The organism is Marinoscillum pacificum, from assembly GCF_024714495.1.
Taxonomy (GTDB): Bacteria; Bacteroidota; Bacteroidia; order Cytophagales; family Cyclobacteriaceae; genus Marinoscillum; species Marinoscillum pacificum.
The window spans coordinates 101,887-121,061 of the sequence record NZ_JAMZMJ010000010.1 but is presented as its reverse complement, the minus strand read 5'-3'; the positions used below and the strand labels follow the sequence as shown (position 1 = coordinate 121,061).

Here is a 19,175-nt window from a genome sequence, read left to right as displayed (position 1 = left end):
ATACGATCATGAAAACGATTCAAAAAGCTTATATCCTTGTTCCTGTCTTGATGTTATTTGTTGTGCCATTTGCTATGGCGCAACCGTCGGCTCCACCAGCCACACCTATTGACGGAGGACTTTCGGCACTGTTAGTTGCTGGAGGACTCTATGGTGTGAAGAAAATAAGAGACGCAAGGAAGTCTTAAGATTAGGGCGTTTGTCGCCACATTGGTTGACAGATAGATTAAGAGCCGGCATCTGCCGGCTCTTTTATTCTTCGTCTTGTGTTCCTTTTTTAAGATCGTCCAGGTCTTCGCGATCTCTCAGTTTTTTATCATCCACATTATTGTTCAGAAATTGATTGATCTTATCAATGTCTATCGTGGACTTCAACTCACCAAATGAGTCAATACTTACATCAAACCCTTCGAGTTCTTTATTGACTTTTGGCTTTTTCTCTGGCTCTTCGTTTTTCTTACTCATATGAATCAGTCATAGGTTCTACCTACTTTAACTGATTTATGGAGTATTTGATTCGATCATGTACTGCTTTTCCGCCCATAATGGAAATTATTTCCATCAAATCCGGCCCTGAACCTGCTCCAGTGATGGTCATACGAAGTGCTTGCATGTTTTTGCCAGCCTTAATGCCATTCTCTTCCATGAGTCCAAAAAATAGTTCTTTTGCCTCTTCAGGAGAGATGGTATCTTTTGCGTTAAGCGCATCGGCATAAAGTGTAACTGCTTTTTCAGCTTCTTTATCCCATTTCTTACTGGCCACTTTTTCATCATATTCCGTAGGGTTCTGGAATAGATACAGTGCATTTGGTGCTATTTCCTGAGGGAAAGTAACACGCTCTTTCAGTAGATGAAAAATAGCAGCAGCATCTTCATCACTACACTCAATGCCAAATTGAGCTTTTAGATCTGATTGAATATTGGCAGCAAACTCTGAAGCATCCTTGTTTTTCAAGTATTGCTGGTTGAACCACTTGATTTTATCAATATCAAATTTGGTACCTGCCTTATTTACCTTCTCCAGGCTAAATGCTTCAACCAATTCTTCTTTGCTAAATATTTCTTGCTCCGTACCCGGATTCCATCCAAGGAATGAAAGGAAGTTGATCAAAGCATCTGGTAAATAGCCAGCTTCTTTGAATCCTTCAGAGAGGTCTCCAGTTTCTGGATCATTCCAGTTTAATGGAAAGATCGGGAAACCGGCTTTGTCAGCAGCTCTTTTGCTAAGTTTTCCATTACCATCGGGCTTGAGGATTAGCGGCAAGTGAGCGAACTTAGGCATGGTTTCTTCAAAACCTAAATACTTATATAAAAGAACGTGTAGAGGAGCTGAAGGCAACCACTCTTCCCCACGGATGACGTGAGTGATCTTCATCAAATGATCATCTACAATGTTGGCCAGGTGATAGGTAGGAAGTCCATCAGACTTCATTAGCACTTTATCGTCTAGTGTAGACCCGTGTACATGTACCCAACCTCTAATGATGTCATTAAGGCGAACCTCTTCTTTTGGATCAATTTTGAACCGAATGACATAAGGTTCACCAGCATCCATTTTTGCTTTCACCTCATCAGCAGATAATGTCAATGAGTTTTTCATTGTCATTCTAGCCGCTGCATTGTATTGCGGGGTGGCAACTCCTGCTTCCTTTAGACGCTCACGCATGGCATCTAGCTCTTCAGGAGTATCAAAAGCATAATAGGCATTCCCGTCATCCAATAGTTTCTGAACGTATTGTTGATAGATTTCTTTTCGCTCAGATTGGCGATATGGACCATATTCACCACCATTCCATGGACTCTCTTCAGGTTCAATACCGCACCATTCCAAAGAAGATTTGATGTATTCTTCAGCGCCTTCCACAAATCGCGTTTGATCAGTATCTTCAATGCGAAGAATGAACGTGCCATTGTGTTTTTTAGCAAATAGGTAATTGAATAGAGCTGTTCTCACTCCTCCGATGTGCAACGCACCCGTTGGACTTGGTGCAAATCGTACTCTTACTTGATCCATATGAATAGGGTAATTTTTAAGGACTGCAAAACTATCAAATAGCCGATACTTATCAGAAGTCTTTGGCTGTTAATGATTGCCTTCCAGCAGATTCTTTAAAGATTGAATGCATTCTTTACACTTTCGGTGAAAGGAGAGGGTGAGTACCAGATAGTTTAATAGACCAAATGAAAGACTGATGCATCCAGCCGGGTACCATTTAGACAGAAATAGAAAGGTGAATCCTAAAAGAATCGACAAGAGTGAACTGGCTTTCAGATAAAGAATAGCAGCGGGAAAAAGCTTTAGTTTAAGGAAAATAATAGATCCTCTTTTGGTCGATTCTACATTGCCAATGATGAGAGGTAAAGCATTTTGTGGAGTCTGAATAATAGAGGAAACACGAAAGCCGTCTGATCCAACTTTTCCATTGAACAACGGCTTTTCTGTTACAAATTCAGAGTTGACTTCCTGAGTGTAGTTGTGCAGTTTAACCAGCACATCACGTTTCGAAAGCTCTGAAACAAATGTTTGTTGGCTATTTGGTAGCCATTCCATTAGATATATGCGATACAGCTAATTTCCACATTCACATTTTTTGGCAGGCATGACACCTCAACAGTTTCTCTTGCAGGAGGATTTTCTGGGAAGTATTTTCCGTACACCTCGTTGATTTTCGCAAAGTTGCCCATGTCGCTCACGAAAATGCTGCACTTGATGATCTGATTATAATCAGCTCCAGCTTCTTTCAGTATGAATCCCAGGTTCTTCATTACCTGATCCGTTTCAGCTTCTATGTTATCTGTGATCATATTGCCCGTTGATTGCTCTATCGCAATTTGTCCAGATACATACAGCGTATTTCCGTGAATGACTGCCTGACTATATGGTCCGATAGGAGCTGGTGCCTCTTTAGATAGTACTATTTTTTTCATTTGATTTTTACTTCTTATGTAATAGCAATTGTAGGTCACAATAATAATGAATAGCTAACTTGGAATGTTATTTTTCTTCAATGATTCCAAGTCTTGGGCTATTGTACTCATTTTATTATTTAAATAATTCTAATCCCTTTCTAATTCACCCACAGTCAGAATGAGTATTTTTCCAATTACTTTGTCTCAAAATCTAGTGCATGAAAATACTGCTAATTGAGGATGATCCCAGTGTTTGCTCCATGGTCAACAAGGGACTTAAAGAGAATGATTTTGACGTGACAGTTGGGATGACAGGTCAGCAGGGTATTGATTTAAGCAGTCAGGCTAAGTTTGACTTGATCATACTGGATATCATGCTGCCTGACATTAATGGACTAGAAGTGTGCCGGGAGATTCGTAAGAGTGATACCCGAATTCCTATTTTGTTTTTGACAGCCCTCGGTAGTGCAGAAAATGTTGTATTGGGGTTAGAAACCGGTGCTGATGACTACCTCACTAAGCCGTTTAAATTCATAGAGCTGTTGGCACGAATACGATCTCTTTTGAGAAGAGCGGAAAATCAAGAGACAGTCGTTACCAATACGCATCAATATACATTTGATGATTTAACTCTTGATGATCATACCAAAAAGGTAACGAGAGCCGATGAGTCCATTTCTCTCACGTCTACAGAGTATCGCTTGTTGTTGATGTTTATGAAGAATCCCAAAAAAGTGCTTTCAAGAACATCCATGCTAGATGAGGTTTGGGGAATTACGTTCGATTTAGGTACCAATGTCGTGGATGTCTATGTTAACTACCTGCGAAAAAAGATTGAACGAGTGAATAAAAAGCGGATAATTCACACAGTTATTGGTATGGGATATGTCTTAAGAGCAGATGAAGATTCATAACAAAATTATCTATGCGCTGATCACCATTTTCCTGATCTATACGCTCCTGTTTAGTGGGTTTATATACTATTCCATCTCTAGTTATTCCTATACAGATTTTTATAAACGATTAGAAATCCGTGCCATTACAGCAGCCAAGATTACTCTGGAACATCCCAATGACGTGACCATTATCAAGGAATTGCGTCAGGATTATTTAGAAAAATTACCCCATCAGAAAGAATACTTTATTCGCATAGAAAATAATCAGCCGATTGATACCATTCCTGAAGCCATCAGCAAAGAATTGGTGGAGAATGTGATCCAGTTGGAAGCAGCAAGTGATAACAATCAGAATATTTTCTTCTCAGGCATCCGATATAAATCTACGTCCAGTGAAGAATATGTAGTGATCATCTCTGCTGAGAATTACTTCAGTTCGCACCATGTGGCTTATTTGCGGAATCTATTGTTTACCTCACTTGCTTATACGCTAGTTTTGGTTACTTTGATCTCACTTGTTTTCTCCCGAACACTCGTTCACCCAATCAATAACATCATCAAAGAGGTGAAGAAGATAGGGTCTGAAAACCTTCACCTTCGACTAAAAGTCCCTGATCAGAATGATTCACTGACTCGACTTACCGAGACATTTAATGATATGCTGGATCGACTGGAGACATCATTTGAGACACAGAAAAATTTCATTAGTAATGCTTCGCATGAACTAAATACTCCACTGACCGCCATCATAGGTGAGGCAGATTTGGCATTGACCAAAGATCGTGAGCGGTCTGAGTATGTAGATACGATCAAGATTATTTTAAGCGAAGCAGAAAAGCTGGAGCAAAAAACCAGGGCACTTCTCCTTTTGGCACAGACGGGTTATGATGGTAAAAAGTTTACCAAAGAGATTGTGAGAATGGATCAGCTGGTTTTGGATGCGAAGGAAACAGTAGATAGTATCAACAATAAGGCTAAGATCAATCTGGATTTTAGCTTATTGCCAGAGCAGCCAGAAAGGTTAAAAGTTAATGGTAACCAGCAGTTACTCAAACTGGCACTTTGCAACCTGATCATCAATGGATGTAAGTATTCCAATAATAATCCGGTGATGGTGGCACTTGATTCGGATGCTGAGCACATTATCATATTCATTAAGGATTCGGGGATAGGGATTCCTCAAGGGGAAATGAATTACATCTTTGACCCGTATTATCGAGCAAGCAATGCCCAGCGATTTGAGGGGTATGGAATAGGTCTGTCGTTGGCCAAAAACATACTACGAATACATAATGGTGAGTTGATGGTGAGTTCTGTAAAAGACGAGGGAACGACCGTGAAAATTCTCCTGCCAATCACAAAAAATCCATACGAATAATTTTAATGTCATCTTAATGTGGTTTTAACCCATCTATAACTAGTCAAGAGCAATTTTTGGATGGATATTTAGGATAGACGATTGATGAATAAGCGAGTATTGCTCCCATGTGATTTTTCTGGACACTCCATCAGCCTGGTGCAAGCTGTTTTGAGTGATCAGACGGATGGACCGCTCGATTTGGTTTTGTGCTTTGGGTTTCGCTTAGATCTTTCTACTTCTGATTTGCTCTTTGTTTCCAGGAGTCAAATTTTCAAGTCTGTAGTGCCTAAATCATTTGTAGAGGCGATAGAGGTGATCAAAAAGGAGGCAGGATCGAGGGTAGATAGTATCCGTATAGAGCCTTTTTATGGCACTGCTCAAGCGGCCTTTAAGGTTTTTTTAGAAGGAAATAAGATATCAGAGATATACATATATAAAGATTTTCAGTCCAGAATAGGTCATACTAGCAGTTTTGATATCACACCCATGGCAATTAAAATGGATATTGTGCATTTCGTTCCTTTCAAGGGATATTCTCCAAATGTTGAGTGCGAGGATTCTTTTGCGGAGAAATGTTTATCCAGGGTGTTCGGGTGACACGAAGAAGGTAAAGCTTCGTGTCATCTGCTGGGCTGGGAGGTTGTCCTCCCATGATTAAGAGTACAAGTATGTTTTTCCCAGGAGCGAGCAAAGAATTATTTTTTCAACTCCTCCTGGTTGCTGTTCTTGGATAGTTTGGTTGCTGACTACTTAATACGGTTAGTTTGATTAATAGGAGGGTTGAGTGGTTGGGCTCAATCCTCTGCTTTTTTTGAGGTGGAAGCTGTATATTGAAATAACATCCATCCCAATAGAATGAGTCGCACCAATCAAAACCACTATTTATTTTTAATAATTCTATTATCAATAGGTTGCAAGCCTAAGGTCACTTGCTCCTTCAGATTTGCCATCCAAATGGTAGTGTCTCTGAATTTATAATCCAGTATATAATGGCTATTTGATAAATACTCGATTACAAATCCTGATCACCAGGGTTTCGAACAAGTATGCTATAATTTGTATTTTCTCCTCACCTTGATTATCCTAAAATGCCAGTAGTCATAAAACAGCCCTAGTAAGAGAAGGAGGGAGGCTACATACAATGTTGGTAGACCCAGTTCCATTTTCGAAAACAGGAATCCCCCAATAAAACCACCTGTAAAAAAGAAGGAAATGATAAGAATTCGTATTTTGATCATGATGACCGTATTGGTGTGGTTTGGGTTGGATTTTGAATAGATCAATTGCGACAATTCTATCCCCAAATCTGTAAACAGACCTGTTAAATGGGTAGTACGTACTACGGCATTGGAGATGCGAGTGACATAAGCATTTTGGAGCCCCATGGCAAACAGGAGTATGAACGCCCTTACATCCTTTGTGGATAGCAGATTGGCATAATCCAATAGTGGAATGCTCGCGAGGAGCGCTACTTCTATCAGCACAGGAATGGTAAGGACATTGCGCCAACCTTTTCGTTTGAAATACTCCGTAAGAATGCCGCCACTGAACGAGCCAATTAAGAAAAAGAAAATATAAGCGAAATAGACCAGGCCTCCCCAAAATTCATAATGAGCCAAATCATTTATAAATTGAGCGAAATGACCTGTGACATTGGTGGTTAGCTCTTGAATGGATAAAAAACCTGTGATGTTGACGATTCCTGCCACCAAAGACAATAATATGGCGATGTTGAAATTATGCCTTAAGGTCCTGTTTTTACCTTGATGTCTAAACATGTATGAGGTGGAATTAACAATGGAAAGTTACTAGAATACTGATCGTCAATGTAGCAAAAAGCCCACTATCCAATCAATTTTCAATGATCAGTAAAGGTGTTATTTAGTGGAAAAGTTCCTGATTAAATAACTCATCTTCAATTGATTAACTTGTATTTCAAACCTATCCAAATGATGAAGCATATTAATTTTTGTGCCTTTATATTGATGCTGGCATGTAGTCAGGTTTCAGAAGTCACAGACTCCCGTCAAGAAAATTGGCCTTCCTATCTCGGAGGCTCGGATCGTAATCACTACTCGGAGCTTACTCAGATTACTGCTGACAATGTGGACCAGCTCGAAATAGTCTGGACGTATGAAACTCCCAGTGCTGGCCAGATGCAGATCAATTCATTGGTCATTGATGGTGTGCTGTATGGAGTCACCCCAACACTGCAGGCATTTGCTCTGGATGCTGCTACAGGCCAGGAGCTCTGGCTGTTCGGAGATACACTCAGACATTGGGCCAGTACCAGTAGGGGTGTGAGTTACTGGAGCGATGGCGATGATCAGCGCATTTTCTATACCATTGGTTCAGCGCTGTGGTGTCTGGATGCTAAAACTGGTGAGCCCATTCAAGAATTTGGAAATAATGGTCAACTTGATCTTCATAAGGGTTTGCCGGAAATAGCGCAGAATAAGTTTGTAATCTCTAATACGCCCGGAACGATATTCGAAGACTTAATTATTATGCCAGTCCGGGTGTCGGAAGGAGCTGATGCAGCACCGGGAGACATCAGAGCGTTCAACGTCCGAACGGGTGAGTTGGAGTGGACTTTTCATACGATTCCCTATCCTGGGGAAGACGGGTATGAGACATTCCCTGTAGATGCCTATCAAAATGAATATGTAGGTGGTGCCAATAATTGGGCTGGAATGGCTGTAGATGAGAAGAACGGGATCTTGTTCGTTCCAACAGGCTCTACAGCGTATGATTTTTATGGAGGAAATCGCAAAGGTGAGAACTTGTATGCCAATTGCTTACTTGCGCTGGATGCCCGAACCGGGAAGAGACTATGGCATTTTCAAACCACTCATCATGATATCTGGGATAGGGACTTACCAGCGCCACCCAATTTAATGACGATTACCAGAGACGGAAAGCAATTGGAAGTGGTGGCTCAGGTAACCAAGCAAGGATATGTGTTTGTGTTTGATAGAATCACTGGTGAACCTATTTTTCCGATAGAAGAAATGCCAGTAGCTCAGTCTACTTTGGAGGGTGAAGAATTGTGGCCTACACAGCCTTTCCCCACCAAGCCTGCTCCATTTGCCAGACAGTCTAGCGATCTCACCAAGGAAGATATCAGTCCTTATGCTTCCAATCGGGAAGAGTTAATGGCGGAGTTCGAGCAGTATGATACTGAAATCTATGCGCCGGGCAGTCTAAATGGCGCAGTGCTGTTGCCTGGATATGATGGCGGAGCAGAGTGGGGCGGAGCTGCGGCTGATCCACAAGGGGGGATATTGTATGTAAATGCTAATGAGATGGCCTGGATCCACCGAATGATACAGGCGCCTAAAGAGGAGGAGTTGTCTGATCTCTCTCCAGGGCAAAAACTGTATACTTCCTATTGTATTGGCTGCCATGGAGCGGATAGGAAAGGGAATGCTGTCTCTAATTATCCATCGTTGATAAATATTGAAGAGCGACGGGATAAGCAGTTCGTCCATGAGATCATCAAAAACGGGAAAGGGATGATGCCCGGATTTACCACCTTATCCAATAGTGATGTTCAGGCGCTTGTCGCTTACTTGTTTGGAGATGAAAAGCAGGAAGTAGGTCAGTCGGAAACTTCCAAACAGACCTGGTTGCCATACCGAAGTGAGGGGTACAACAAGTTTCTGGATCAGAATGGATTGCCTGCCATTGGTCCTCCATGGGGAACTTTGAGTGCCATTGATTTGAATACAGGAGAGTATGTTTGGCAAATTCCATTGGGACATGAACCAGCATTGGAGGAAAAAGGTATCAACAACACAGGGGTAGAAAACTACGGTGGACCTGTTGTGACTGCTAGTGGGTTATTGTTCATCGCAGCAACTAAAGATGGGTATTTCAGAGTCTTCGATACATCCAATGGAGAACTGCTATGGGAGACCAATCTTCCCGCAGCATCTTTTGCCACGCCAGCCACTTATATGGTTAGCGGAAAGCAGTACATCGTTCTCGCCTGCGGTGGTACTAAACTCGGGACACCAGAAGGAAAATATTATGTAGCCTTTGCGCTGCCAGATTAAAGGTTAGGGATTTGAGTAATTCAGAATTTCTTCCAAATTGATCATTTCCATCCTGCCTTATGAAGATCTTAATAGTAGAAGATGAAGTGGAGTTGGCCGGAGCGAGGAGGCTTGATTGTTTGGAGATAATGTTTTAGTAATGAAAATGGCAGATTGTAGGCTTTACATACTGTTGTAGATATAAGCTATTAGCTCATGGTCAGTAAGATTAAAAAGCAAGTATTCAGGTCTGAACTGATTGAGAAGGTTTAGTTTGATCAAATCTTCTATGCTTAAGCCATGTTGTTTTCTTTCCTGAATCTGATCTTTTATGGATTTCAAATAGTCATAGAATATGTTGAGTTTACTCTTGTCTATGATTCTACCATAACCAGGAAGTATTCTAGTGTTGTCATCAGACATGGATATAATGTATCCTATCGCTTTCAAGAGGCCATAGATGTTGCTTTTTCTACTTAGCTGGAAAATATTACCCGTGTATAATAGATTTTCATTTTGAAAAAAAACAATGGAGTCTTCATCACTATGGGCGCCATGCACGTGTACCATTATTGATTCTGCACCGTTTAGCTTCGACAGAGTGATCTCATTAGACAGTACCAATTTATTTTTTATTCTTCTGCTCATTTGTTGAATTCTGTGTCCTGCAGTTTCTTTTTAAACAAGTCCTGGGTTCAACATCATCTTGACTAATGTCCGGGTTCAATTGGTAAGGGTTATCCACATCAGAGGTGAGGTATGGATAGATTTCCTGTAGGAAGATGCCTGGTTATTTCAGAGTTTAGAGACGAATTCATAAGGCTAAATGGTCACCGGAGTGGTAGGGGCGATTAGAGTTATTAAGCACAATTCACGCATTGTTTAATTGATCGATCAAAGAAAGGATTGGTGAATGAGAGTTGGTAAAAAATTCTTTGAACGACGTAATTAACCCTATGATCGACAGAAGTGTGTTGAATCTAACTCAATCTCACAAAGAAGGAATGATGGTATCGTGTGGAGCCACCTGCTTAGCATGCAGCTTTCCGGATTGTTTGAGATGCTCTATTAATCCTTTTCTTGCATCTAAGAGCTATACACGCGCATTTAGTTTAGATCTCTCTTGAATGTCAGAATGGTAATTGATTGTTCGGAATAGGTCCTTTGGATGAAACCAAACGTAACGATCGACCTTTGAGGATTAATAACAATGCAACTCAACGTTTCACTCTTCTGAAAGGGGAAATTGAATCGATCCGGCTTGATTTAAAGTGGTCGGTATGATGAAAACAAAAGAAGATATAGCCAGAATTAAGCGGCTATATCTCCAAATTGAAACAATTATATGAAAAGGATGATGATTAATTAGGTATCAGACGTATATATCTGATGTATCCGGATCCCTCAAATTTGCCTGTTAGGTTGGCCGAAGTAAGGTCGATCTGAACATCTTCTGTATAGTACTTTTGATTTTCTACAGCTGTTTCGAAACGCAGCTTGTATCCGGCATCCAATTTGGTCTTGTCAAAACCCAGAACACAGACTGTACGCTCACCACCTGCTATTGTAGCGCCACTAATGGCATCAATCTTTTCCTTGCCGGTTTCAAAAAAAGCAAACCATTGGGTGAGGTCATGGTACCATTCTTCATCCTCTCCCAATACATACAGCGTTTTTTCATATTTCCCGTCAGGGTTGATAAGTGAAACCACCATGTAAGCGCCTTCTCCCTGGTAGTTAATCAGCTGAACCAGGCATTTGAGTGATGTTTCTTCTTTTGTGCCGTGCGAGGTAAAACCTGCTAATGCAAGTGCTACTACCACTACCAGTATTGATTTGAATATTTTCATAAGGTTTACTTCAAGAATTGAATGTCAATTCCAGCCTTCATCAAAGTCTCATTTTCGGCTGCCAGGTCATAGGCGGTTTCACCAAATCCAGTTTCCACAGACTTATCTGCACCTTTTTCTACCAAAAACTTCAGTACCTGGTCATCTGTGGCTTTCATAGCTGCTATCTGCAGTGGTGTAGTCCCGTCTTCATCTACTTTGTTGATTGCTGTTCCGGACGAAACAACAGCTTCTACTAAATTCAAATTGTCGCTTTCAGCAGCCAGATGCAACAGGGTTTTGCCATTCTCCTGAGTAGCGTTAGGGTCATAGCCTGCTTGTATCAGCGCCTTCAGCTTATCTGGGAACGGATCTTTTGCTCCCTTTGCAGGACCTCTTCTACTGCCCGGAGCGCGATAGTTGGCCACCAGGTAATATCCAGCGTCGTTTCCATTTTCATCTTTAATAGTTACATCTGCACCCAAATCTATGAGTAGCGAAACAGTCTGGGAGTCCCCATTGCCGGCAGCAAGCATTAAAGCTGTTTGACCATCGCTATTGATCCTGTTAATTGAACCTTTCTTTAAGTAAGGTTTCATTAGTTTGACCGTTTCTATCCCTTTTGAACTAGCGTTGATAAATGGGGTATTCCCAGCTTCGTCGGTGAGATTGATGTCCACACCTTTTTCCAGGAAATACGAGATGATATCTTCCTGGCCATTCTTTTTACTTACCCCATGCAATACATTCTGACCTTTGGGTGATACCACCTGCGCATTTAGCCCTAACTCTTCAACCAGGAATTGATAAACCTGAATAGTATTGGCAGTTCGGTAAGTTCCCTGGGACGCAACGATTAGCGCTTGATCATCATAGTCTACTCCTCTTTCTACCAGTTTCTTCATCATGTCTACATGACCGATTTTGGCAGCATGATGAAATGCGGTATACCCTTCGTCATCTACAGATTTAATAGACACCCCTTTAGATACCAGGTAATCTGTAACTGTTAGGTCCTTGTCATAGGGAATAGAAATTAACAGAATGTTTGCCCCATTCTTCTCAGGATACTTTTTCTGTAGGTCCACACCATGCTTTACGAATACGTCTATCAGATCTGTCGTTAAGTTTCCCTGAAATCCTGCAAATGTGAATGCCGTATGCCCATTGGCGTCCAAAAAGTTAATATCCGACCCTTTTTCCAACAAATAATCAGCAATGATGTGATTGCTTTTATTGGCTGCCCAGTGCAAATAAATTCTATTTTCTGCTGTCAAGTGTGTGAGATCCACTCCAGGCTGATCGATCAATAGCTTAATGATTTCATGGTCGGCATCATTGACTATTGAAAGAGCAACGGGATCAGACATCCCGTTTACTTCAGTGAAATCAAATCCTTTATCCAGTTCGGCTTTGACTGTGGCCATGTCTGGCTTATCCTTCCAAAAGTCCCGACTATCTAGTTGACTTTCAGCTACAGATTCGTTTTGTTTTTGTTCAGTTTTTGCATCGCACGTAATTAAAACGACGGATGCAAAAACAGCCAATAGTAAAGTTTTCATAAGTGATTTTTCTTTTAGTAAGTAAGTTTGGCCAATCCTCCAATACCTGTCGCCGATTCGATCTCCACACCTGCATAGGCACTTGCCGTTTCAGGATCTACCACATACACTACAGGGTTAGAGTCTACAGTTGTTATTGGGAGGTAAACCAGATCATCTCCGGCGTATGGCCAACCAACATTGTCAATATCTTCTATTGAAGGAATACCAGTAACCCAGTTGAATGATTTGGTATCCATATTCACAATGCCATATTGGGTGGCAGGGGTATTGCTGCTAGGTTCCAACTCATTGTAAAACTCTAGTAAGAAGTATTTTCCTGTCAGATGCCAAACTTTTCTAAAGGTGAAGTCATCAGCTAAATCTTGAATGTTGAAGTAGTAGCTATCATCAAAATCAGTTTCACCCTGATTGATTTTTAATGCAGCACCTTTTTTAGTCCCACCAATTGGATTAGCGAAAACAAACGTGTTGCCCTCATCATCGTTGGCTATTAGCGAGTATCGTGCTGATCTGAACTGTCCTAGCGCTCTTCCTATTCGATCATCGTTTAAAACGGTAACTACATTGGCATCACCATCCAGTTTGAGCATGTAGCAGTCATCCACATCTCCGTCGATAACCTCGGCAGCGGATAAGAAAGTACCATCTCCTGCGTCTACTACACCTACAAGTTGACAATCCAGGGTATCTCCTAGAATACCATATGTTGCCAATTGCTTATCAGAGATAGCTGCATCATTTTCTAGATCAATAAAATAGAAATTTTGACCTTGTGTTTCATCACTAAAGGTTGTACGTCTTGTTGCTACTAAGTAATTTTCAAATGGTCCTAAGGATGAAAACCCAGCTGTCATTTGAAATCCAGCGCCAATTTCTGACAATAGACCTAATTCATCCAGGCCAAAGATTCTGCCTACAGCCGGATTTCCCTGACGATAACTAATCGCCAAAACAGCATCAGTACCATTGTATGCATAATGGGTATAGCTATTAGGGTCTTCAATTCCGTTTCCAGAAGTAGTAGTAATGCCGCCGGTTAAACTATCTACTGCTATGAAATAGGTGCCGTCATTGTTCTCTGCTGCTATAAAATACTTGCTTGGTGCTGATGGTTCTACTGGGTCCGGATCCTGATTGTCGTTCTCTGAACAGGAAATCATCACTAATCCTAAAACTGTTAAAGGAATTAGCCATAAATGTGCTTTTATTTTCATTTTGTCGTTCTTCTTTGTTTCTAAATTTTAATTGTTATTAAGTGTCTTGTTCCAATAGTATCTCACTTTGACGTTGAAGCTGCGGCCAGGCTTTTGCATACTCCAATTATCATATAGCTGGGCGTTGGTGAAATTGAGAGCTTCCAGGCTGATATTGTATTTGCCGTTTTTTAGAGAGTAATTGATTATTAAATCATGATACAATTGACGAGGTAATGTCGCCTTGGTGTTTGGCGTACCCTGACTCTCCCACAGGAGATAAAATTCCCCAACAAAATTGAAGGTGTAATTGATGCTTAGGACATTACCAATCCCAAAGAGATTATGCTTGTAATAAGTCGCATCAGTACTACCGTAGAAGTAGGGGATATTTGGCATTCTGTTATTATAAGTAGCATCTACGACTGAAGAATTTGCACTACGCAACTTTTCTCGATTGCGCATATCCATATAAGTCAGTGTACTACCCAGAGTCAGCGTATTTTTATAGTAATACCTCGCTTCCAAATCCACTCCAATATTTCTTACCTGACCAAAATTGACATTACTAATGGTGCCGTAGCGGGCATTCTGGACCTGTCTTATAAAGTCTTTGTTGAACCTGTAATAGGCACCCAGGTCAATGTAGATGGTGTGAAATCTGGAGAATACTTGATTGATAGAACCCCCAATATTTACATTGGTAGAATTCTCAGGCTTAAGATCAGTATTAGCTGATGTTAGCAGCTCATCTCCAAACAATTGCCTGCCGGATGGCAAACGATAAGCACGCTCTAGCGATGCCTTTAATTGAATTTCCTTATTTAAAAAATGCGTCAGAGCTATTCCATATCCGGTGGTTTGAAAGGATCGAGCTTGCTCTTCATATTTAGGGTCACCAGTGGATGCTGTATCCATTGGGCCTACTATATATTGATGGTAGTGTTTTCCGAAGATGTTGACATTCCAATTCTCATTGTAGCGGTATACGTATGATAGCCCTAATACATTTTTAATGGCTGCTCGTCTCATGGTGTCTGCCGCCGTGAGGTCTTCCACTGGCACATCACTTGATACTTTCCGCGAGTATCCTGTGATGACATCATTCAAGGAGATAGAATGATGTTTGTTTATTCTATAGGAAGTATTTGCTGTGGAGGAAAAGTTCTGGTTTGTGTATTCTGACAAGGTATTGGTACCACTCTCACCTCGCGTTTTTATAGGAAGATAATCGCCGTACCAATTATACAATCTCGCGGCAGTATCAATATTATGGTTGACATTGAAGTTTAAGTTGCCTGTCAGTCTAAAGGTTAAATTGTCAATGAATAAATCTCTCTTATAGTACTCTATGGAAGGTAAGATCGTCTTGGCGGAACGTGTTCTCTGTCCATAGACGATTTCCATGGTGGAAGCATTTTGGATATCAGCATCCAACTCACCAGCTGTCAAACCAATAAAGAACCGATCAGCCCAAGGCTTTTCTACAAACCCGACCTGAGTCATGATAGTCCTATTGAAGTAGGAATCGTGGAACCTCTTTACCGTGTAATCCCCTCTTTTATATGAACCTGTTTCAATGTCCAGCATCTTATCCAGGTGAACCTTATAGCAGTTGTCAGAATAATTGAGGAAAGCATTTAACTGAACAGAAAACCCATTTTTTGAAGTATATCCAGCGCTTACACTCGGTTTGTGGGTGTTGAAAGAACCAAAAGAATAGGATAAATCCAGAAATGTATTTGACTCTTGATTCGTTACAATATTGATGGCTCCACCTATAGCGTCAGACCCAAATTCTATAGGTACCACACCTTTGTAAACTTCTATTCTGTTAGCTACTGATACCGGAATATTATTTAGCTGAAATGCAGAGCCAAATCCTTCCATGGGTACGCCGTTCATGAAGACCTTCACACGACTTCCAGTAAATCCATTCAAAGAGATGGATAGGTTAGAACCCACTCCTCCTGAGGAACGAATTTTTACACCGGACGCCCGATTCAGCATTCCTCCAAGGTCCATTGTGGAATTATGTAAATCCTTTGCATCTAAAGCCACAACATTGTAAGGCGATTCCTGTACTTGTTTAATGGCATTGCCTGATATCACGATATCGTTTAAAACTTCTTCCTTTTCATTTACACTAAATGATATTTCGATCTTCTGTTCGGATTTTAGATGGACTGACTGGATTTTGGTTTCATACCCAATTGTCTGACAAACTAAATTGTATTCACCCGGAGATGCTTCCAATTGAAATTCTCCCAGGTCATTTGTAATGCTTTTGATAGCGGTATTCTCGAGGAAAACATAAGCACCAGGTACTGCTTCTTTATCATTGGTTAATACCTTGCCATAAATGAAGGCAGTATCGGTTTGAGCGATAGAACTGGTAAATGAGAATAAAACCAGTAATGGAATCAAGTAGCGTATTGTCATCGAATTGCCTTTTCTTTATTTAGAAATATTCTAAATAGCAGCGCAAAGGTCTAATCCAATGTACCAACAATCAATTGCTACTAATAGTGGTTTTTGGGCTGCTCAGATACCCGGTTTGGAGCCCAAATCACTAGTTGTAGTATGTTTGAATAATTAGTGTAAGTCCAACTCAATCCTTTAACTTGTATGAATTAATGCTTAGTTGTTTTGATCAAAGAGTGCTTTGAGTAATTCAGAATTTCTTCCAAATTGATCATTTCCTTTGAGCCTTATGAAGATCCTGATCATTGAAGATGAAGTAGAATTGGCCAAAGACATGGAGCTGTTCCTGTCGCGAGAAGCATACCACTGTGAGTTGGTCGCTAACTATGATCAGGCTATGGAAAAGGTTTATGCCTATGAGTATGACTGCATCTTACTGGATCTGATGCTGCCCGGAGGTGATGGACTTTCCATTTTACAGGAGTTAAAAAAACTCAACAAAAACGAAGGGGTCATTATCATTTCGGCCAAAAATTCAATTGAGGATAAAGTGAGTGGATTGAAGCTGGGAGCGGATGATTATCTGGCCAAACCATTTCATCAGGCGGAACTCGCTGCAAGGGTGGAGTCGCTGATTCGTAGAAAGCAATTTGACAGCCACAATACGATTACGCAAAATGAAGTGATGATCGACCTGCAGGCTAAAACGGTTACTGTACGTGGTGAGGGGGTGGTTTTGACTAGGAAGGAATATGAGTTGTTATTGTTTTTTGTAGGCAATAAAAATCGCGTGTTAAGTAAGGGAGCTTTGGCTGAGCATCTTTCTGGTGATTTGGCAGATATGTTTGATACGCATGATTTTGTGTATGCACACGTCAAAAACCTCAAGAAAAAGTTAAAAGAAGCTGGCTATCAGGACTACATCAAGACCATTTACGGGTCTGGATATAAATGGGAAATATGAAAAGGCTGTTAAACAAACCACTGCGGAGTTTTGCCATTTATTCACTAATCATTTTGCTGGTGAGCATTCCCATGTATGTGCTGGTGATTGACTATATCTGGCTGACTGAGTTGGACGAAAATAACTGGTTGACGTTGGAACATACCATCGAAAAGCTGGAATCGAACACCTACAGTTCCGAAGAAATCGAACTGATGAATCGGTTGTGGAGTGAGTTGCAACCAGGATTGTCAATTGTTCCAATTGAATCGAAAGCACCTTTTCCTGACAGTGTCTATCAGGTGATTCGTCCCAATGCATATGATATAGATGACGAGGAGGATCGTTTCCGGGGACTGAAACGGCATGTCTTGATTAATGATACTCCTTATGCACTGACTATAGAAACCAATGTAGAGGAGACAGACGAGACGTTTGTGGCGGTGGCTTTGATCACCCTATTTTTCTTTGTGGTGTTGATTATTGGATTTGTTATGCTCAATAGGAAAATCGCCATTCAGGCATGGAGACCTTTTTACGAAACCTTGACGAGATTGAAGTCATTTGAGCTCTCTAAAGACCAATCTCTGGTACTGCCAGCATCGAACATATTCGAGTTTCACGAGCTCAATCAATCATTAGAACGCCTGATCCAAAACAATGTAGAAACCTATAAAATACAGAAATCCTTTACAGAGAATGCTTCTCATGAGTTGCAAACACCCATTGCGTTGCTAAAGGCTAAGCTTGATTTGCTGTTGCAGCAACAGGAATTGACACCAGCCGTATCGGAGCTAATCGCCAGTATCGAGGCACCTCTATCGAGATTATCTAGGATCAACAAAAACTTGTTGGTACTAGCCAAAGTTGGGAGCCATCAATACGATCATGTAGAGGTGGTCAACGTGAAGGAGATTCTTCAAGATTCTCTGGTTTTGTTTGATGATTATGTGTCGAATAAAAAGCTAAAACTGAGTGTCAAGACTCAATCCACAAGAGTGTCGGCGAATATTTATTTGCTGGAGACGCTATTGCATAATTTAATTTCCAATGCCATCAGGTACACAGAATTAGGTGGTCAGATTCATATTGATGTAATAGAAGGAGTGCTGCAAATTTCCAATAGTGGGGTGTCCGCGCTGAACGAGGATCAGATGTTCGATCGATTCAGTAGTTTGACTAATCAAAAAGTGAGTAGTGGATTAGGTCTGGCAATTATCAAGGAGATTGTGACCAAGTATGATTGGAATGTTGATTATTCTTTTGATGCGGGGATGCATCATTTTAGCGTAAAATTTGATTAACCTGGGCTATCTTATCCCCATGAAACCAAATTACCTCATCAGCCATGTTGTGGTACTCCTTACATTCATGATGTGGAGTCAAGTGTCTATTGCTCAAGTGGACGATTGGAAGTTGGTAAGAGAAGATGAGGGCATCAAGGTATTTTCCAGAATCGGAGAGACTTCTTCCATCAAGGAAATTCGAATTACTTGCAGTGTCAAGTCAAGCATGGAACATCTGGAGTCGTTCCTTTCTGATGTTCCAAAATATGCCGATTGGGTGTATAAATGCGATACATCACTTCTACTGAAGCAGATATCCAATACAGAAATCATCTATTATATCACGCTGAATTTTCCATTTCCAATGACTGATCGGGATTTGGTCATTCATAGCAAACATAGCATCGATAGCCTGGGTGTCTACAGGTCACATTCTGCAGCTAGTACAGAATTTCCCACCAAAGCAAGTGACTTTATACGGATTTCACAATTTGAATCCACCTGGGAAATTTCTCCACAAAGTGATGGAACTCTATACATTGATTATTTCGCACACTCCGATCCCGGAGGTGATCTCCCGGCATGGTTGATCAATATGGCAATTGATCAGGGGCCGTATCACACCATGAAGCAGTTCATAGAGCAGTTGGAAAAAGGTTCTGTGGAATAAAATTGCTGCAGCGTTCAGAATTCTAAATTTCTTCTAAATCGGTATGGATGTTTGAGTCTTTA

At 40.9% G+C, this 19,175-nt stretch carries 18 protein-coding genes; 8 read left to right on the top strand and 10 right to left on the bottom strand.

Annotation, left to right across the window (positions count from 1 at the left end):
* The first annotated feature begins 8 nt into the window (after positions 1-8).
* The gene (locus tag NXS00_RS19620; protein WP_258100969.1) at positions 9-188 is read left to right on the top strand and encodes a PID-CTERM protein-sorting domain-containing protein; all 180 of its coding nucleotides are present in this window, start codon (positions 9-11) and stop codon (positions 186-188) included.
* A gap of 64 nt (positions 189-252) precedes the next feature.
* Here the strand turns inward: NXS00_RS19620 and NXS00_RS19615 are convergent, their stop codons facing one another.
* From NXS00_RS19615 to NXS00_RS19600, 4 genes are all read right to left on the bottom strand, one after another.
* Positions 253-465, bottom strand: coding sequence for a hypothetical protein (locus tag NXS00_RS19615; protein WP_258100968.1), 213 nt, complete (start codon positions 463-465; stop codon positions 253-255).
* A 22-nt stretch (positions 466-487) separates the two neighbouring features.
* Positions 488-2,014 carry a glutamate--tRNA ligase gene (gltX, locus tag NXS00_RS19610; RefSeq protein ID WP_258100967.1) on the bottom strand — a complete coding sequence of 509 codons (1,527 nt, stop codon included), beginning with the start codon at positions 2,012-2,014 and terminating at the stop codon, positions 488-490.
* A gap of 69 nt (positions 2,015-2,083) precedes the next feature.
* On the bottom strand, positions 2,084-2,551 hold the full coding sequence (locus NXS00_RS19605; RefSeq protein ID WP_258100966.1) for a hypothetical protein: 468 nt from the start codon (positions 2,549-2,551) through the stop codon (positions 2,084-2,086).
* The gene (locus NXS00_RS19600; protein WP_258100965.1) at positions 2,551-2,928 is read right to left on the bottom strand and encodes a RidA family protein; all 378 of its coding nucleotides are present in this window, start codon (positions 2,926-2,928) and stop codon (positions 2,551-2,553) included. The genes NXS00_RS19605 and NXS00_RS19600 overlap by 1 nt, the downstream gene beginning before the upstream one ends.
* 200 nt (positions 2,929-3,128) lie before the next feature.
* Here NXS00_RS19600 and NXS00_RS19595 point away from each other — a divergent pair, with 200 nt between their 5' ends.
* The 3 genes from NXS00_RS19595 to NXS00_RS19585 all read left to right on the top strand — a co-directional run bounded on the left by NXS00_RS19595 (position 3,129) and on the right by NXS00_RS19585 (position 5,763).
* A complete protein-coding gene (locus NXS00_RS19595; protein WP_258100964.1) occupies positions 3,129-3,824 on the top strand; it encodes a response regulator transcription factor in 696 nt (231 codons plus the stop codon).
* Positions 3,811-5,184, top strand: coding sequence for a HAMP domain-containing sensor histidine kinase (locus NXS00_RS19590; RefSeq protein WP_258100963.1), 1,374 nt, complete (start codon positions 3,811-3,813; stop codon positions 5,182-5,184). Before NXS00_RS19595 ends, NXS00_RS19590 begins: the two co-directional genes overlap by 14 nt.
* Positions 5,185-5,268: 84 nt before the next feature.
* Positions 5,269-5,763, top strand: coding sequence for a hypothetical protein (locus NXS00_RS19585; protein WP_258100962.1), 495 nt, complete (start codon positions 5,269-5,271; stop codon positions 5,761-5,763).
* A gap of 452 nt (positions 5,764-6,215) precedes the next feature.
* Here the strand turns inward: NXS00_RS19585 and NXS00_RS19580 are convergent, their stop codons facing one another.
* On the bottom strand, positions 6,216-6,944 hold the full coding sequence (locus NXS00_RS19580; RefSeq protein ID WP_258100961.1) for a YoaK family protein: 729 nt from the start codon (positions 6,942-6,944) through the stop codon (positions 6,216-6,218).
* 174 nt (positions 6,945-7,118) lie between these two features.
* Here NXS00_RS19580 and NXS00_RS19575 point away from each other — a divergent pair, with 174 nt between their 5' ends.
* Positions 7,119-9,224 (top strand): outer membrane protein assembly factor BamB family protein, encoded by a 2,106-nt coding sequence (locus NXS00_RS19575; protein WP_258101048.1) that lies wholly within the window; start codon positions 7,119-7,121, stop codon positions 9,222-9,224.
* A gap of 162 nt (positions 9,225-9,386) precedes the next feature.
* Here NXS00_RS19575 and NXS00_RS19570 read toward each other — a convergent pair whose 3' ends face one another.
* The 5 genes from NXS00_RS19570 to NXS00_RS19550 all read right to left on the bottom strand — a co-directional run bounded on the left by NXS00_RS19570 (position 9,387) and on the right by NXS00_RS19550 (position 16,232).
* Entirely contained in the window at positions 9,387-9,851 is a 465-nt protein-coding gene (locus NXS00_RS19570) for an MBL fold metallo-hydrolase (RefSeq protein WP_258100960.1), read from the bottom strand.
* A gap of 713 nt (positions 9,852-10,564) precedes the next feature.
* Entirely contained in the window at positions 10,565-11,053 is a 489-nt protein-coding gene (locus tag NXS00_RS19565) for a DUF2271 domain-containing protein (protein WP_258100959.1), read from the bottom strand.
* Between the two features lie 5 nt (positions 11,054-11,058).
* Positions 11,059-12,594 carry an ankyrin repeat domain-containing protein gene (locus tag NXS00_RS19560; protein WP_258100958.1) on the bottom strand — a complete coding sequence of 512 codons (1,536 nt, stop codon included), beginning with the start codon at positions 12,592-12,594 and terminating at the stop codon, positions 11,059-11,061.
* 14 nt (positions 12,595-12,608) lie between these two features.
* A complete protein-coding gene (locus NXS00_RS19555; RefSeq protein ID WP_258100957.1) occupies positions 12,609-13,811 on the bottom strand; it encodes a DUF4374 domain-containing protein in 1,203 nt (400 codons plus the stop codon).
* Between the two features lie 27 nt (positions 13,812-13,838).
* Positions 13,839-16,232 carry a TonB-dependent receptor gene (locus NXS00_RS19550; RefSeq protein ID WP_258100956.1) on the bottom strand — a complete coding sequence of 798 codons (2,394 nt, stop codon included), beginning with the start codon at positions 16,230-16,232 and terminating at the stop codon, positions 13,839-13,841.
* 271 nt (positions 16,233-16,503) lie between these two features.
* Between NXS00_RS19550 and NXS00_RS19545 the strand changes: the two genes are divergently transcribed.
* From NXS00_RS19545 to NXS00_RS19535, 3 genes are read left to right on the top strand one after another with little or no spacing between them, the layout of a single operon-like run.
* Complete coding sequence (locus NXS00_RS19545) at positions 16,504-17,178, top strand: response regulator transcription factor (RefSeq protein ID WP_258100955.1); 675 nt, start codon at positions 16,504-16,506, stop codon at positions 17,176-17,178.
* Complete coding sequence (locus tag NXS00_RS19540) at positions 17,175-18,461, top strand: sensor histidine kinase (RefSeq protein ID WP_258100954.1); 1,287 nt, start codon at positions 17,175-17,177, stop codon at positions 18,459-18,461. Before NXS00_RS19545 ends, NXS00_RS19540 begins: the two co-directional genes overlap by 4 nt.
* 19 nt (positions 18,462-18,480) lie before the next feature.
* A complete protein-coding gene (locus NXS00_RS19535; RefSeq protein WP_258100953.1) occupies positions 18,481-19,113 on the top strand; it encodes an START domain-containing protein in 633 nt (210 codons plus the stop codon).
* The last annotated feature ends 62 nt before the right edge of the window (positions 19,114-19,175 follow it).

Coding starts and splice junctions, on each gene's coding strand:
- NXS00_RS19555 (WP_258100957.1), bottom strand. CDS start 13,811: ATGAAAATAAAAGCACATTTATGGCTAATTCCTTTAACAGTTTTAGGA.
- NXS00_RS19585 (WP_258100962.1), top strand. CDS start 5,269: ATGAATAAGCGAGTATTGCTCCCATGTGATTTTTCTGGACACTCCATC.
- NXS00_RS19560 (WP_258100958.1), bottom strand. CDS start 12,594: ATGAAAACTTTACTATTGGCTGTTTTTGCATCCGTCGTTTTAATTACG.
- NXS00_RS19570 (WP_258100960.1), bottom strand. CDS start 9,851: ATGAGCAGAAGAATAAAAAATAAATTGGTACTGTCTAATGAGATCACT.
- NXS00_RS19605 (WP_258100966.1), bottom strand. CDS start 2,551: ATGGAATGGCTACCAAATAGCCAACAAACATTTGTTTCAGAGCTTTCG.
- gltX (WP_258100967.1), bottom strand. CDS start 2,014: ATGGATCAAGTAAGAGTACGATTTGCACCAAGTCCAACGGGTGCGTTG.
- NXS00_RS19580 (WP_258100961.1), bottom strand. CDS start 6,944: ATGTTTAGACATCAAGGTAAAAACAGGACCTTAAGGCATAATTTCAAC.
- NXS00_RS19545 (WP_258100955.1), top strand. CDS start 16,504: ATGAAGATCCTGATCATTGAAGATGAAGTAGAATTGGCCAAAGACATG.
- NXS00_RS19620 (WP_258100969.1), top strand. CDS start 9: ATGAAAACGATTCAAAAAGCTTATATCCTTGTTCCTGTCTTGATGTTA.
- NXS00_RS19615 (WP_258100968.1), bottom strand. CDS start 465: ATGAGTAAGAAAAACGAAGAGCCAGAGAAAAAGCCAAAAGTCAATAAA.
- NXS00_RS19575 (WP_258101048.1), top strand. CDS start 7,119: ATGAAGCATATTAATTTTTGTGCCTTTATATTGATGCTGGCATGTAGT.
- NXS00_RS19565 (WP_258100959.1), bottom strand. CDS start 11,053: ATGAAAATATTCAAATCAATACTGGTAGTGGTAGTAGCACTTGCATTA.
- NXS00_RS19535 (WP_258100953.1), top strand. CDS start 18,481: ATGAAACCAAATTACCTCATCAGCCATGTTGTGGTACTCCTTACATTC.
- NXS00_RS19595 (WP_258100964.1), top strand. CDS start 3,129: ATGAAAATACTGCTAATTGAGGATGATCCCAGTGTTTGCTCCATGGTC.
- NXS00_RS19540 (WP_258100954.1), top strand. CDS start 17,175: ATGAAAAGGCTGTTAAACAAACCACTGCGGAGTTTTGCCATTTATTCA.
- NXS00_RS19550 (WP_258100956.1), bottom strand. CDS start 16,232: ATGACAATACGCTACTTGATTCCATTACTGGTTTTATTCTCATTTACC.
- NXS00_RS19600 (WP_258100965.1), bottom strand. CDS start 2,928: ATGAAAAAAATAGTACTATCTAAAGAGGCACCAGCTCCTATCGGACCA.
- NXS00_RS19590 (WP_258100963.1), top strand. CDS start 3,811: ATGAAGATTCATAACAAAATTATCTATGCGCTGATCACCATTTTCCTG.